General features: G+C 62.0%; 12 protein-coding genes. 9 read left to right on the top strand and 3 right to left on the bottom strand.

Features of this window, described 5'->3' with window-relative positions; all coding sequences use genetic code 11:
* Positions 1–6: 6 nt before the first annotated feature.
* From QWJ46_RS14665 to QWJ46_RS14645, 5 genes are read left to right on the top strand one after another with little or no spacing between them, the layout of a single operon-like run.
* Entirely contained in the window at positions 7–1,101 is a 1,095-nt protein-coding gene (locus tag QWJ46_RS14665; protein ID WP_302751803.1) for a glycoside hydrolase family 105 protein, read from the top strand.
* Positions 1,098–2,462 carry a glycoside hydrolase family 28 protein gene (locus QWJ46_RS14660; protein ID WP_302751802.1) on the top strand — a complete coding sequence of 455 codons (1,365 nt, stop codon included), beginning with the start codon at positions 1,098–1,100 and terminating at the stop codon, positions 2,460–2,462. The genes QWJ46_RS14665 and QWJ46_RS14660 overlap by 4 nt, the downstream gene beginning before the upstream one ends.
* Complete coding sequence (locus QWJ46_RS14655) at positions 2,450–3,556, top strand: ABC transporter ATP-binding protein (protein WP_184456308.1); 1,107 nt, start codon at positions 2,450–2,452, stop codon at positions 3,554–3,556. The genes QWJ46_RS14660 and QWJ46_RS14655 overlap by 13 nt, the downstream gene beginning before the upstream one ends.
* A gap of 1 nt (position 3,557) precedes the next feature.
* Positions 3,558–4,553, top strand: a complete 996-nt coding sequence (locus tag QWJ46_RS14650) for a carbohydrate ABC transporter permease (RefSeq protein ID WP_184456310.1) — start codon at positions 3,558–3,560, stop codon at positions 4,551–4,553.
* A 1-nt stretch (position 4,554) separates the two neighbouring features.
* On the top strand, positions 4,555–5,601 hold the full coding sequence (locus tag QWJ46_RS14645) for a carbohydrate ABC transporter permease (protein WP_302751800.1): 1,047 nt from the start codon (positions 4,555–4,557) through the stop codon (positions 5,599–5,601).
* A 154-nt stretch (positions 5,602–5,755) separates the two neighbouring features.
* On the opposite strand, the gene QWJ46_RS14640 is transcribed toward QWJ46_RS14645, so the two are convergent.
* Positions 5,756–6,907: an ROK family transcriptional regulator gene (locus QWJ46_RS14640; protein WP_302751799.1), complete on the bottom strand. Its 1,152-nt coding sequence runs from the start codon at positions 6,905–6,907 to the stop codon at positions 5,756–5,758.
* A 168-nt stretch (positions 6,908–7,075) separates the two neighbouring features.
* Here QWJ46_RS14640 and QWJ46_RS14635 point away from each other — a divergent pair, with 168 nt between their 5' ends.
* Positions 7,076–8,104, top strand: a complete 1,029-nt coding sequence (locus QWJ46_RS14635) for an AraC family transcriptional regulator (protein WP_302751870.1) — start codon at positions 7,076–7,078, stop codon at positions 8,102–8,104.
* A gap of 33 nt (positions 8,105–8,137) precedes the next feature.
* Here the strand turns inward: QWJ46_RS14635 and QWJ46_RS14630 are convergent, their stop codons facing one another.
* Positions 8,138–9,175, bottom strand: coding sequence for a LacI family DNA-binding transcriptional regulator (locus tag QWJ46_RS14630; RefSeq protein ID WP_184456314.1), 1,038 nt, complete (start codon positions 9,173–9,175; stop codon positions 8,138–8,140).
* 112 nt (positions 9,176–9,287) lie between these two features.
* Positions 9,288–9,920, bottom strand: coding sequence for a TetR/AcrR family transcriptional regulator (locus QWJ46_RS14625; RefSeq protein ID WP_302751798.1), 633 nt, complete (start codon positions 9,918–9,920; stop codon positions 9,288–9,290).
* A gap of 84 nt (positions 9,921–10,004) precedes the next feature.
* Between QWJ46_RS14625 and QWJ46_RS14620 the strand changes: the two genes are divergently transcribed.
* From QWJ46_RS14620 to QWJ46_RS14610, 3 genes are read left to right on the top strand one after another with little or no spacing between them, the layout of a single operon-like run.
* On the top strand, positions 10,005–11,078 hold the full coding sequence (locus QWJ46_RS14620; protein ID WP_184456318.1) for an efflux RND transporter periplasmic adaptor subunit: 1,074 nt from the start codon (positions 10,005–10,007) through the stop codon (positions 11,076–11,078).
* Complete coding sequence (locus QWJ46_RS14615; protein ID WP_302751797.1) at positions 11,075–12,160, top strand: efflux RND transporter periplasmic adaptor subunit; 1,086 nt, start codon at positions 11,075–11,077, stop codon at positions 12,158–12,160. Before QWJ46_RS14620 ends, QWJ46_RS14615 begins: the two co-directional genes overlap by 4 nt.
* Positions 12,157–15,228 carry an efflux RND transporter permease subunit gene (locus QWJ46_RS14610; protein WP_302751796.1) on the top strand — a complete coding sequence of 1,024 codons (3,072 nt, stop codon included), beginning with the start codon at positions 12,157–12,159 and terminating at the stop codon, positions 15,226–15,228. The genes QWJ46_RS14615 and QWJ46_RS14610 overlap by 4 nt, the downstream gene beginning before the upstream one ends.
* The last annotated feature ends 232 nt before the right edge of the window (positions 15,229–15,460 follow it).

Below are 15,460 nucleotides of genomic sequence, written 5' to 3'. Positions count from 1 at the left end.
TCCAGCATGAACAAAGCATCTGTCGACAACGCCGTACTCCTGACGACGATCGATCGCGTGGCGACGGCGTTCAGCCGGCTCAGGGGCATCAAGGAAGGTCTCGTGACGGACAATGCCGCCTCCGGCATCCAGTTCGATGAATGGGACTGGGAAGTCGGCGTCGGCCTTTACGGATTCTTGCGGCGCGCGATTTCCGCCAACGACCAGAAGGCGCTGCAGGAGCTCGTCGCCTGGTACAGCGCCCAGATCGAACGCGGTATTCCGCCGCGCCAGATCAACAGCACGGCGCCGATGCTGCCGCTCGCAATCCTGGTTCAGCATGTCGACCGCCCGGATTTTCGCGCCCTCGTCGAAGACTGGGCCGACTGGCTGATCAAGGAACTGCCGAAGACCGAGGAGGGCGGCTTCCAGCACGTCGTGAAGGAGCGCCTCAACGACGGCGAATTGTGGGACGACACGCTGTTCATGGCCTGCCTGTTCCTTGCACAGGCCGGGGTGCTCTGCGAGCGCAAAGACTGGATCGACGAGGCCGTCTATCAGTTCGCGCTCCACGCCCGCTATCTCTCCGATCCGGTCAGCGGTCTCTGGTATCACGGCTGGACGTTCAACGGCCGGCACAACTTCGCCAATGCCTTCTGGGCGCGCGGCAATGCCTGGATCACGGTTGCCATCCCCGAGCTCTTCGATCTCGTCCCGACGCTCGGCGAGAAGGACCGGCGTTTCCTGTCGAACGTCCTCGTCAGCCAGGTGCGCTCCCTGAAGGCATACCAGCGGCCGGACGGCATGTTCACGACGCTGCTGGACGATCCGTCCTCGCCGCTCGAAACCTCGGCAACGGCTGGCATCGCCTACGGCATGTTGCGCGCCATCGATGGCGGGATTCTCGACGAGAGCGACAGGGTTTATGCGGAGCGCGCGCTCAAGGCCGTGATGGCGCAGATCGACGACGAAGGCGTCGTCCACGGCGTTTCCGATGGCACGCCGATGGGCCATGACCTCGATTTCTACCGGCGCATCCCGAACCTGCCGACGCCTTACGGCCAGGCGCTGACCATGCTGCTGCTGACCGAAGTCCTGATCGAAGGCGGCCGTCGCCAATGAGCGCCACCTCCCTCGTCGCGATTGAGCCGCTCGACGGCGACAATACCGACCGTCTGCAAGCGGCGATCGACGGCCTTTCGGCTTTGGGCGGCGGACGGCTGGAGCTCCTGGCGGGTATCCACAACTGCCGGGGGCTCCGGCTGCGTTCCGGCGTCGATTTGCACCTTGCCGCCGGCGCGGTGCTACGTCCCGTTCCAGACTATGCCGCCTACGCGCATACGACGGTTTCGGTGATCGCCGAGAAATCGGATCGCGGCATGATCGTCGCGCGGGATGCGCGGCGCATCAGCCTGACGGGGGAGGGGCGCATCGAAGCAGGATGCGAAAGTTTCATCATAGGAGACGACGAGACGGTGGGAACTTTCATTCCGGCCGAATTCCGTCCCCGTGTCGTCGTCTTCGAAGGCTGCGACGAGGTCGAGATCAGTTGCGTCACCATCAGCCGCTCGCCGATGTGGACGCTGCATTTCGTCAACTGCACCGATGTCGCGGTCCGCAGCGTCACCATCGAAAACGACCGCCGCCTTCCCAACACCGATGGCATTGTGCTCGACGCCTGCCGCGGCGGCGTCATCGAGGACTGCACTATCTCGACGGCCGACGACGGCATATGCCTGAAAACCAGCATCGGTCCTGAAGGTGTGGCCATCGGCCGGTGTGAGAACATTCTGGTGCGTCGCTGCGCCGTTCAGAGCTTGAGCTGCGCGCTGAAGATCGGCACGGAAACACATGGCGACGTCACCAATGTCCTGTTCGAGGATTGCAGCGTCTCGTCCTCCAACCGGGCGCTCGGCATATTCTCGCGTGACGGCGGCCGGATCTCGAATGTGAGGTTTTCCAGGATTTCGGTAGAGTGTCGGGAAACGCCGGATGGTTTCTGGGGCTCCGGGGAGGCGCTGACCGTCAATGTCGTCGACCGTATCGCCGAACGCCCCGCTGGCGCCGTCGAAAATCTCATCGTCGAAGATGTGACCGGCCGTATGGAAGGGGCGATCACCATCATTGCCGCCGCGCCGTCAGGCATCCGGAACGTGTCGTTGGCCCGTATCGCCGTAGATCAGCAGCCGGGGCAGCTTGGCACCGGGCGGACCTACGATCTGCGCCCGACGAATGCCGACCTCGCGCCGAAGGCCGGTGGCGGCGGGCGTGCCAATGCCTGGACCCGAGGCTCGGACGGCCGGGTGATCGGCCTGCAGGACTACCCCCAGGGGATGCCGGCCGTCTACGTGGCCGATGTCGCCGGGATCTTGATGAAAGAGGTGCGGATCACGAGGCCGACACCATTGCCGCAAGGCTGGAACGAAAACGACGTCGTCTTCGAAACGGCGGCACCTGATGGGAGTGGGGCATGGCAGAACTGAAACTTTCCACCGTCAACAAGTCGTATGGCGCCGTCAAAATCCTGCATGACGTCGAACTCGATATCAAGGACGGCGAATTCGTCGTCTTCGTCGGTCCGTCGGGCTGCGGCAAGTCGACCCTGTTGCGCGTCATCGCCGGCCTTGAGGAGGTGACCTCTGGCGCAATCGCGATCGGCGGACGCGACGTCAGCGCGCTGTCGCCGGCCGAGCGCAAAATCGCGATGGTCTTCCAGTCCTATGCGCTCTATCCGCATATGAGCGTACGCAAGAACCTCGCCTTCGGCCTGGAAAACCTGAAGTTCAAGCGCGCCGAAATCGAAGCGCGCATCGCCGAAGCCGCGAGGATGCTGGCGATCGAACCCTATCTCGACCGGCGTCCGAAGCAGCTTTCGGGCGGCCAGCGTCAGCGTGTGGCGATCGGCCGGGCGATCGTGCGCGAGCCCGATATCTTCCTCTTCGACGAGCCGCTGTCGAACCTCGATGCGGCGCTACGTGTCCAGACCCGGGCCGAGATCACCAAGCTCCATCGCGACATCAAGACGACAATGATCTACGTCACCCACGACCAGGTCGAGGCGATGACCATGGCCGACAAGATCGTCGTTTTGCGCGCCGGTCGGGTCGAGCAGGTCGGCGCACCGCTGGAGCTCTTCGATCATCCGCGCAATCTCTTCGTCGCCGGATTCCTCGGTTCGCCGCGCATGAACATTATCAAGGGCAAGGTCGCAGCCATCACGGAAAGCGGCATTGCCATCGACGTCGGCAATGGCGGCGCGATCGTCAGCAATGTCGATCCCGTCGGCATTTCGGTGGGGCAGGGCGTTGTTGCCGGTATCCGGCCCGCGCATTTCACCCGCTCCAGCGAGGGGGGGCTGCCATTCGTCGTGCAGTATCACGAAGGGCTCGGGACCGAGACCTATGTCTATGGCAATCTCGCCGGGCAAGACGATCCGATCATCATCCATGAAGCCGGCCATTTCGCGCCGGTTTCGGGCGACCGGATCATGATCGATGCCGATCCGGCCCGCGTTCATCTGTTCGATCCCGAAAGCGGCCTGGCCTTTGGCAGACGGTCCGGGCAGGGGAGGCGCTGACATGGCAGAGCTCACGGCCGGTACATTGCTGTCTCAGACAGGCGAAACGGCGATGAGGGTGGTCGAGGCGCCGATGAATGCGATCGAGCGTCTGTTTGGCCGCAAGCGGATGCCCTGGCTGTTCCTGGCGCCGAACCTCATCCTGTTCGCGATCTTCACCTTCCTTCCCATCGCGATCGCGGTCGGCTACGCCTTCACGGGCGGCACCAATCTCTTCGTCTCCGACCGGCCGTTCGTCGGTCTCGACAACTTCCGCACCTTGCTTTCCTGCGGCAATTATCTCCAGCCCGGAACCTGCCAGGAATCGCTGTTCTGGACGGCGGTGTGGAACACGCTTTGGTTCGTGGCCTTCAACGTCGTCGCCACATTGCTGGTGGCGCTGATCACGGCGCTGATCCTCAACCGGGCGATCTTTGCGCGTGGCTTCTTCCGGGCGATGTTCTTCTATCCGGTTCTGCTGTCTCCCGTCGTCATCGGCCTGATCTGGAAGTGGTTCCTCGATCGCAACGGCCTGCTGAACGCCTTCTTTCAGATGCTCGGCGTGCCGCCGGAGATTTTCCTGCTCGATGTCGGCTGGTCGCGCTTTTTCGTGGTGGTCGTGTCGGTCTGGTTCCATATGGGCTTTTACACGCTGATCCTGCTCGCCGGCCTCCAGGCGATCCCGAAAGATCTCTACGAGGCCGCGTCCATCGATGCCGCTTCACCGCGCCGCACGCTGTTCAGGATCACGCTTCCACTTCTTGCCCCGAACCTGCTGGTCGTATTCATCCTTCTGATGATCAAGTCGGTGCAGATCTTTGACGAAGCCTGGGTTCTGACCAATGGCGGCGGCCCAGGCACGGCCAACAGCTTCATCGTTCAATATATCTACCAGATGGCCTTCGGCAGCGATCTGCGCCTCTTCGGCCTTGCGTCGGCCGCATCGGTTCTCATGGGGCTGGTGCTTCTGGTTCTCACCCTCATACAGCTGCGCTTGGGCAAACGAATGGAGTCCTGAGATGAACCCTATCAGTTTTCTCTCACGCACACGCGGGGCCGGACGCATCGATATCACCGATATCTTGTCATGGGTCTGGCTGGTCGGCGGAACGCTCGCCGTGCTCATTCCCGTCGTCTGGGCAGGCCTCTCCTCGCTGAAACCGGCGGCCGAGATCACCCGTTTTCCGCCGTCGCTGCTTCCCCGGGCCGCCGTGGAACAGACCGTGCCCGGATTCGACAAGCCGCTCAGTCTTTGGAACGTAACGGTTGACGGCCAGCAGCGTGAAATGGCCATGATCAGGCGCATCGGTCTCAAGGCGCAAATGGTCGACCCCGCAAATCCGGGGCAACCGGTCGGTGTCGACGTGAAGGGAATCACGCCGGTCCAGCATCTGACCGTTGCTACCGAGAACTACACCGATCCGCTGACGCGCTTCAACTTCCTGATCTTCCTGAAGAATTCGGTTTTCGTCACGGTGGCCGCGACGCTGCTGACGCTTATCGTCAACGCCATGGCTGCCTTTGCGCTGTCGAAATACAAATTTCGGGGTGACACGACTGTGTTCGTCATCATCATCTCGACTCTGATGATCCCGCTCGCCGTCGTCATGGTCCCGGCCTATCTCGTCATTGTCGGGGTCGGGCTCGCCGACAATCTCTGGGGTGTCATCCTGCCGACCGTCGCCTCGCCGACAGCCGTTTTCCTGCTGCGGCAATATATGCTGACCATACCGGATGAGCTGATCGAGGCGGCGCGCGTCGATGCGGCGAGCGAATTCTGCATCTTCTGGCGGATCATCCTGCCGCTGACGGCGCCGGCGCTTGCTGTGCTGGCGATCTTTTCCGTGCTCTGGCGCTGGAACGATTTCCTCTGGCCGCTCATCGTCCTCAACAGCCGCGAGAACTTCACCCTGCAGGTCGGTCTCAACGCCTTCCAGGGGGAGTTCTCGGTGCAGTGGCATTACATCCTGGCGATGACGTTCCTCAGCCTGTTGCCCGTCACCGTCGTCTTCCTGTTCCTGCAGAAATACATCACCACAGGCATTGCCGGTACGGGAATGAAGTGAACGAATCCTGGCGCGCAGTTGGGGTCGAGATGAGGAAACCTCTCAAGCATTGAAGACTGCCTTCCCATCTCGTCGCGCCGGCTGAAGCGCACCGCATCTGGTCCTGCGGTGCGCTTTAGTCCTCCTTCGATGAGCTTGATTAGCTGAGTCGCGATCACAAAACGGTTTCGAAGAGCGGGATCAAGGCCGCACCGATCGCGCCCGGCGCATCGATGATCTTCGCCACGGCCAGCCCCGGCACGTCGCGCAATGCGCCATGCCGAGGCAGATTGTTGAATTCGGTGCGTTCAATCAGCATTCTCGCAAGTGAATGTGGAAGCTCGCCGCCAAGCACGATCAATGCGGGGTCGAAGATCGCGCAGATCGCATTGATGGCTCTGTTGTGGGCCGGAGTGACGCGGTCGATCCATTCCTCGACACCATCCCACTCCACCATATTTTCGTCCTTCAGATCCCTCAGGGTCAGGCCGCTGCGCCCCTTGGCGCGAAGATGCTCGAGCAGCTGGTTGAGAGCGGGGCGATCATCGTAGTCGTGACGCCCGAAAAGAACGGAGATTTCGCCGGCATTTCCGAAACTGCCGCGAAACGGCATGCCGCCGGAGACAAGGCCGCCGCCATAGCCATGAAGGTGGGCGATATAGGCAAAATCGGCAACGTCACGCCCGACGCCGAAAATTGCTTCCGCCAAGGCCGCAGTCCTGGCGACATTGTCCGCCCAGACCGGCAGGCCAAGCCGCTCCCCAAGCAATGGCGCCAGGTCGATCAGCGACCAATGAGCCAGCGGCAGGGGACAATTGAAAGCCGTATCCAGCATGCGATGGCCGGAGACTGCGAGGCCGACGCCAAGGATGTCGCGCCGCTTGGCGCCGCGCCGGGCGAGGATCTGTTCGAGGGCTGCTTCGATCCGCTGCATTTCCATGGATAGCGACGAGCCGGCCTGGGGAATTTCCATATTGTCCAACGGTTCGCCGAAGCCCATGAGGCAAAGGCCGATCGTTCCGACGTTGATGGAGATGCCGAGCGTCAGACACCACTCCCTTCGCAGCGTCAGCTCCGGGCTGGGCGGACCGGCGCGCCGGTTTTCCGATTGGGAAAAGACGACCATTCCCCGATCATGAAGCCGGCCGACGATTCTGTGCAGCGATTGCTGGGTGAGATCGAGTGGATCGGTCAGGCTGGAGCGCTCGATGCCGGGCGACTTCCAGATCAACCGCAAAAGGTCCCGTTCGTTACGCGAGGCAACTCTCGCGGGCTCAGTGTCTCGCAGGAAGTGTGGGGCAACGTGGTCCAGCGGAGCGTACTTCATTTTCCAAACATATTGATTTACACTGTAAGTGTGAAGCAGGTGGAGGGGACGCTTTGCTTCTGCGGGGCAACGAAATCATCCGTGGTTTTGCCGGTCCTGCTTAACCCATCAAGATTGGCCAGACCAGTCGCGATGATGTCAGGCGGCAGAAGAAAAGAACCGAGCGGCATGGATGCGTTAAGACGGGAGAAAATGGCAATTGCCGAGCATCGGGGTTACGGATTCGAGCCCACGCATGGAGGCACCAGCTTCGAATCAATGGTTCAGGCCTTTACGGCTGGTTACGGCGTTTTCGGCGCACAGCCGTTGAAGGATGACCGAAAATTCGCCTGGGCAGCGGATCTGAGAAGGACCGAGGCGCTCACGGTGCTTCATTCGGTCTATCAGAGTTCCTGGACGATCCGGACGCTTGATGAGTCTCCGCAGCATCTCGCGTTTTTCATGCCGCACACAGGCTCTTTTCGACTGTCGATAGGAAAGAGAACGGTCGAAAGTGGCGCCGGTTACTTTCTCATGGCCAACAATCACGAAGTCGGCGATCGTGTGGTCCAGGGAGGACCGCATCGCTCGGACGTCCTTTTTCTGGACTGGAAGGTTGTCAAAAGGGTCCTCGCCTCGCTGGTGGAAAAGCCCCTCTCGGAGTCGTTCGATCTCGACCCGCTTCTGGATCGCGCGACGCAGTCAGGCCAACTCATCGGCAATCTACTCCAGACGATCGTGCAGGGCATGCGCGGCGCCGGTCCGTTGCTATCTTCGCCTCTTGCCGCAGCCGCGATGAGCGAAACTCTTGCTCACCTCGTGATCCGATTTGGCCGGCATCGGTTTTCCGATCATCTGGAAAAAAAGAAAGTATCGTTGATTGCACCTTGGCATGTCCGACGCGCTATCGACTACATGCATGCCAATATCGCGGAACCTCTCACCATGACGATGGTCGCCGATGATGTCGGAGTTTCGCTTCGTGCGCTGCAAACGGGCTTCAAGGCCTTCAGGGGAACGTCGCCGGCTGGTTACCTCCGCACAATCCGGCTGCAGGCGGCCCGCGAGCAGTTGCGGGATCCGACGAACCAGCAATCCGTCCGCGAAATCTGCGCGATATGGGGTTTTGCCCACGCGGGCAGGTTCTCCATCATCTACCGCAGCACCTTTGGAGAAAGCCCGCGCGATACACGGCTCCGGGCTGAGCGCTTGCGCTGATGGGAGCTTCTAGAGGCTGGCTCTTCCGGCGCTTCAGCGCGGCGGTGCGATACTGCCGCGCAGGACGAGATGGCAGCCGAGTTCCAGGCGATGAGCCGGCCGCTGCGGATCGTTGGCGATCAGCCGCTGTTCGATGAGCGCGAGCGCTGCCGCGCCGAGACGGTCGGTCGGCACGCTCACGGTGGACAGCGGCGGGCGGCTGAACTCGCCGGGAACGATGTCGTCGAAGCCGAGCACGGATATCGCGTCGGGGACGCGTATATCGCGATCGGCCAATGCCTTTAGGCAGCCGAGCGCCAGATTGTCGGCCGCGCAGAAGACGGCGGTGGCGCCTTTCAGCGTGGGATCGCGATGGAGCAGCGCGTTGATGGCCGCCTCGCCATGCCGGGGCTCATATCCCTCCGCCTCGATGATCATATCCTTCGGCACCGGAAGCTGTGCGGCGAAATAGGCATCGGAAAAACCATCATAGCGGCGCTGGATGGTCGTGCGCCCCTTCCATGTCAGATGCAGGATCCGGCGGTGGCCGAGCGCCAGGAGGTGCTCGATGCCGAGCCGTGCGCCGAAGCGGTTTTCAGGTGTCACCGTATCGACCAGCATGGCGGGATCCTCACCGTTGACGATGACGACGGGCATATCCGCCGAGGCGAGGCTGCGGATGAGTTCGGGCTGATCGTCGTTCAGCACCACGATGCCGTCTGCGCGTTCTGATATCGCGATCTGCCTGACCTCGGCGCCGTCGATGCGTCGGCCGCTGCTGACGTAGGGCACGATGCGGATGCCGCGACGCTCGCATTCCCTGCGAAGACCGTTGAGAATCGTCCAGCTCACCAGATTGAGATCGCTCTCCGGCGCGGCATCGTCAGGAATGGCGAGAAGCAGAACGTGCAAGGCCGCGATCGTCGCCTTCTTTCTCCGGCGGTCGAGATAACCGAGACGTTTTGCCGAATCCAGCACTCTTTCCCGCACCTCGATCGTCAGCGGCGCAGTTCCGTTCAGGGCGTGCGAGGCCGTGCTCAGCGACACGTCGGCATCACGTGCGACATCTTTGAGATTGACTTTACGTTCCACTTTTTCCGCCGGGAATTCAGATCGTACCTTCGAAGCATAAGCTAACTCGATGTTTTCACATAAAGACTTTAGAAAAGCTATGTGCTTGCGCCGATATTTTCGTCATTCGCAATCAGCGACGTTCGGCAAGCAGCCCGTTGAACAGCAGGTCGAAATAGGCCCGCATGAAGGCGTCCTTGTTGGGCGTCGGCACGCGGCGATCGTCGAATATCAGCCGCAGAACCGTCGTCGTCAGAATCGGCGCGACCACGAGGTCGGAGAATTCGACGGGAATTTCGCGAAATTCCCCTGACGCAACGCCTTCCAGGATGAGCGCGTCGATCCTGGCGATAATTGGCGCTATGAATTCATCGTGGTGGCGATCGATCAGGTCGGGGAACCGCTGTCCTTCCGAAATCACCAGCCGCGTCAATTCGCGGGTTGTGCGATCCTCCGCGATTTGGTCGTAAAGTAGACCGAGAATGGACATCAGCCTGTCGGTGGCGCTGCCGCTGAGGCCAGCGGTGATTTCAAGCAGTTCCTGAAAGGGGACCGAGAAGTGACTGATCATGGCTTCGAAGAGCTTTTCCTTCGTCTCGAAGTAGACGTAGACCGTGCCCTTGGTGACGCCGACCCTGTCTGCGATGTCGTTGACGCGGGCGCCGGTGAACCCGTTTCTGACGAATTCCTCGAATGCGGCATCCAGGATCTGGATGGGTCGCAGCGCCTTCTGTTCCGCGCGTGTGAGTTTCTTCTGAGCTGCCATTCGTGCCTCGCCGTGGCAAAAGTTTCATTGACTAATCCGTCAGTCAATTATATAGCAGATGCCGTTGAGAGCAAGAGGTCAACTATGAGAACCATTCTGGTCGCCACAGCGTTCGTATGCACGATCGGTCTCGTCTCCTGCAGCGAGCCGGGCGGGCCGAGCGAACCTGCCGCGCGGCAGGTCGGCGTCGTCGTCGCCAGGTCTGAGCCGCTGAGCGATGGCGGTGCGCTGACGGGAGAGGTTCGCGCCCGTGTTCAGACCGATCTGTCCTTCCGCGTCAGTGGTAAGATCGTCGAGCGGCTGGTCGAGGTCGGGCAGTCCGTGAAGGCGGGGCAGCTGCTGGCGCGCATCGATCCGGAAGAACAGAAGGCCGATCTGGATGTGGCCGCCGCCAATCTTCAGTCCGCTGAGGCCCAGCAGACCCAGGCGCAGCTTGCCTTCGACCGCCAGCAGAGCCTGTTTCGAACCCAGGTGACGACGCGCGCGGCGCTCGACCAGGCGCAGGAGGCGCTTCTGACGGCGCAGGCATCGACGAAATCGGCGCGGGCGCTTTTCGAAACCGCGCAGGACACCCTGTCCTATACGGAGCTGAAGGCGGATGCCGACGGGGTGATCACCGCCCGCAATGCCGAGGTCGGGCAGGTGGCGCAGGCCGCCCAGGTCGTCTTCACCCTTGCCCATGACGGCGACCGGGATGCCGTCTTCGAAGTGGTCGAGAGTGCGTTCCTGCGCCCGATCGACGGCGACGGCACCGTGGCCCTGCTGTCGAACCCCTCGCAGAAGATCACGGCGAAGGTGCGCGAGATTTCGCCGACGATCGATTCTTCCACCGGCACCATCCGGGTCAAGGTCGCGCTATCAAGCGATGCTCCTATTCCGCTCGGCGCTCCCGTCGTCGGGAAATTCAGTTACGTCCCGCAGGACGTCATCCAGCTGCCCTGGTCGGCAATGACCTCCAAGGACGGCAAGCCGGCCGTCTGGATCGTCGATCCCGCATCCTCTGCGGTCTCAGCGAGAGCGATCGACGTTGCCGGCTACGAGACCGGCAGATTCATCGTCAAATCGGGCGTGTCGGCAGGGGACGTCGTGGTGACCGACGGCACCAAATTCCTCAGGCCCGGCGAAATCGTGTCTTACGTCAAGGAAGCATCCAAGTGAGTATTCGTCCCAAGATAATCGCACTGATGATGGGTACGGCCCTGATTTCCTCTTGCACCAAGCAGGAGGAAAGCACTGGTGAAGCGCCCCGTCCGGTGCTGTCGATGACGGTCAAGCAGACGCCCGCGACGAGCTTCGGCCTGACCGGCACGATCGAGCCGACGATCGAGACTGAACTCGGCTTCCGGATCCTCGGGCGGATGATCGCCCGCAACGTCAATGTCGGCGATGTCGTCAAGAAGGGTGATGTCGTTGCCGCCATCGATCCGCTGGCGCTGGAGCTTGCCGTGCGCAGCGCCCAGTCCGACGTCGAGAACAGTGATGCCCAGCTTCGAAATGCAGTGACGACAGAGCAGCGCCGGCGCGCGCTGGTGGAATCGCGCTCCGGCACCGAAGCCTCGCTCGAAGAAGCCGAGCAGGCGAGACGGACGGCCGCGGCCGCCGTCGCCAAGGCGCAGGCCAATCTCGACAAAGCCAGGGAGCAGCTCGGCTATGCGCAGCTTCAGGCGGAATTCGATGGCGTCGTCACGGCGACTTCGGCCGAGGTCGGCCAGGTCGTGTCGGCCGGTCAGACGGTCGTCACGATAGCCCGGCCCGACAAGCGCGACGCGGTTGTCGACGTGCCGCAGGCCGCTGCCCAGAAACTGAAGATCGGCGCGCCCTTCGAAGTGACGCTGCAGCTCGAGCCTTCGATCCGCACCTCCGGGGTCGTGCGCGAGATCGCGCCGGAGGCGGAGACCGCCACCCGCACGAGCAGGACCAAAATTGCGCTCGCCGACCCGCCTGAAGCCTTCAGGCTCGGTGCGGTCATCACTGCCTCCGCAACAATCGCTGCCGATCCGGAGATCGTGCTGCCTTCCTCGGCGATTGTTGCCGGCACCGACGGCGCCAGCGTCTGGATCGTCGACGTAGCAGGCAAGAAGGTTTCGCGCCGCCATGTGAAGATCGACGGCGACGTCGTCGACGGCGGCACTGTCCGCGTCACCGAAGGGCTCACTCCGGGAGAGAGAGTCGTCGTGGCAGGCGTGCATAAACTTGAGGATGGGCAAGCCATCAGGATCGACCAGGAGATCAGCCAGTGAAGTCCTTCAATCTTTCCGACTGGGCGCTCGAGCACCGTTCGCTCGTCTGGTACTTCATGATCGTCTTCATTCTAGCCGGCGCCTTCTCCTACCTGAACCTGGGCCGCGAGGAAGACCCGAACTTCACCATCAAGACGATGGTCATCACCGCCCAGTGGCCCGGCGCCTCCGCCGAGGAGGTGACGCGGCAGGTGACCGACAGGATCGAAAAGAAGCTCCAGGAACTGGAATCGCTCGATTACACCAAGAGCCAGACCGTCGCCGGCCAGACGACCGTCTTCGTCGAGCTGCTGCCGACGACGAAGGCTAAGGATGTCGCGCCGACCTGGCTGCGCATCCGCAACATGATTGCCGACATCAAGGGCGATTTCCCGAGCGGGGTCGTCGGTCCCTTCTTCAACGATCGCTTCGGCGACGTATTCGGCAACATCTACGCCTTCACCAGTGACGGGCTGACCCAGCGCCAGCTTCGCGATCTCGTGGAAAATGCACGCTCCGAAGTTCTGACCGTGCCGAATGTCGGCAAGGTCGATGTGATCGGCGCTCAGGACGAGGCGATCTATCTCGAATTCTCCACGCGCCAGATCGCAGCGCTCGGCATCGACCAGCAGTCGGTCATCCAGACGCTGCAGGCCCAGAATGCCGTCACTCAGTCCGGCTTCGTCGACGCCGGTCCGGAGCGTATCGCCTTGCGGGTGAGCGGACAGTTCACCTCCGAGGAGAGTCTCAGGTCGATCAACCTTCGCATCAACGACCGCTTCTTCCCGCTGACCGATGTCGCCACGATCAAACGCGGTTACGTCGATCCGCCATCGGCGCTGTTTCGCTTCAATGGAGAGCCCGCGATCGGGCTTGCGATCGGCATGAAGCAGGGCGCCAACCTGTTGGAATTCGGCGAGGCGCTCGACGCGCGGATGAAACAGGTCGTCGCCGATCTTCCGATCGGCGTGGATGTCCACCGTGTTTCCGACCAGCCGCATGTCGTTGACGAAGCCGTCTCGGGCTTTACTCGCGCGCTCTTCGAAGCGATCGTCATCGTGCTCGTCATCAGCTTCATCAGCCTCGGCCTTCGCGCCGGCATGGTGGTAGCGATCTCCATTCCTCTCGTGCTCGCCATCACCTTCGTGGTAATGGAATATTCCGGCATTTCGCTTCAGCGCATCTCGCTCGGCGCGCTCATCATCGCGCTTGGGCTGCTCGTCGACGACGCCATGATCGCCGTCGAGATGATGGTGGCCCGCCTGGAGGCGGGCGACGATCTCAGGAAGGCCGCCACCCACGTCTACACCTCGACGGCCTTTCCGATGCTGACGGGAACGCTGGTGACCGTCGCGGGCTTCATCCCGGTCGGCCTCAACAGCAGTGCGGCCGGCGAGTTCACCTTCACGCTTTTCGTCGTCATCGCGGTTTCGCTGGTGGTGTCCTGGATCGTCGCCGTGCTGTTCACGCCGCTTCTCGGGGTCACCATCCTGCCAAAGACGATGAAGTCGCATCACGAGAAGAAAGGCCATTTCGCCGCCGTCTTCTCCTGGTTGCTGACGCTCGCGATGCGCTGGCGCTGGATCACCATCGTGCTGACGGTCGGCGTCTTCGCCCTTTCGGTCGGCGGCATGGGGCTGGTGCAGCAGCAGTTCTTCCCGAACTCGGACAGAACCGAGCTCGTCATCGACTGGAACCTGCCCCACAACAGCTCGATCGCCGAGACCAACAGGCAGATGGCCAAGTTCGAAAAGGACATGCTGGCAAACAATAAGGATATCGACCACTGGACGACCTATGTCGGCCAGGGAGCGCCGCGCTTCATCCTGTCCTTCGACGTGCAGACGCCCGACGTCACCTTTGGACAGACCATCATCGTCACCAGAGGCCTCGACGTGCGCGACAAGGTGCGGGCGGAGCTGCAGGATTATCTGACGAAGACCTTCCCGGGCACTGACGCCTTCGTGAAGCTTCTCGATATCGGCCCGCCGGTGGGTAAGCCGGTCCAGTACCGGATCAGCGGCCCGGATATTCAGAAGGTCCGCGATATCTCCCAGCAATTTGCGGGCGTCGTCGGCACCCACCCGCTGCTGTCGAACATGGTGCTGGACTGGAACGAGCCTTCCCGCGTTGTGAAGCTCGACGTCCTGCAGGACAAGGCCCGCCAGCTCGGCGTCTCCTCCGAAGACATAGCAACCGCGCTCAACGGCATCGTCGAAGGTTCGACGGCAACGCAGATTCGCGATGATATCTACCTGGTCAACGTCGTCGGGCGAGCCAGGGCATCCGAGCGCGACTCCATCCAGACTCTTCAGAATCTGCAGCTCTCCACCTCCAACGGCAAAGTCGTGCCTTTGTCGGCCGTCGCGAATTTCCGTTACGAGCTCGAGCAGCCGACGATCTGGCGTCGCGACCGGCAGCCCACGATCACGCTCAAGGCGGCCGTCATCGGCTCGACGCAGCCGGCTACGATTGTCGATCAGCTGAAGCCGAAGGTCGAGGAGTTCCAGAAAAACCTTCCTGTCGGATACAAGGTGGAAATCGGCGGCGCCGTCGAATCCAGCGCCGAGGCGCAAGGGCCGATTGCGGCCGTGGCTCCCCTGATGCTGTTTACGATGGCGACGATCCTGATGATCCAGCTGCAGAGCTTCAGCCGCCTGTTCCTGGTCTTTGCGGTGGCGCCGACGGCCCTGATCGGCGTGGTGGCGGCGCTTTTGCTGAGCAATGCTCCCATGGGCTTCGTCGCCATCCTCGGCATTCTGGCGCTGATCGGCATCCTGATCCGCAACTCCGTCATCCTGGTGGTGCAGATCGAGCATCTGCGCGCCGAAGGCGTCCCACCATGGCAGGCGGTCATCGAGGCGACCGAGCACCGCATGCGGCCGATCATGCTGACGGCGGCGGCGGCAACCCTGGCGCTGATCCCGATCTCGCGCGAGATCTTCTGGGGTCCGATGGCCTACGCCATGATGGGAGGCATCGTCATCGGCACGGCGCTCACCCTGCTGTTCCTGCCGGCGCTCTATGTCGCATGGTTCAGAATCCCCCGGGATGAAAGTGTTCGGGCCGAAGCCTTGGCTGAGGCATGAAGACCAGACTTCGCCGTTCATCGCCTGCGGCCGCTGCGGCGGCCGTTGCAACGCGGGCGGCGGCAAGATGGTTGGGAAGGCGCAGGCGATGCCGTCCCACCCGGAGCGGAACGGCACGGCGTTGAATTGCTCTAGGTCGGGAGCCTGTACATCTGATCGATCAGGATTGTGTACAATGTGACTATTAAATTGTCAGATGCCTAAATGAAGCGCAGACTTCCATCGTGGCCGA

The organism is Rhizobium sp. CBN3 (genome assembly GCF_030518245.1).
Lineage (GTDB): Bacteria > Pseudomonadota > Alphaproteobacteria > Rhizobiales > Rhizobiaceae > Rhizobium > Rhizobium aethiopicum_A.
This window is presented reverse-complemented; position numbering and strand designations above follow the sequence as displayed.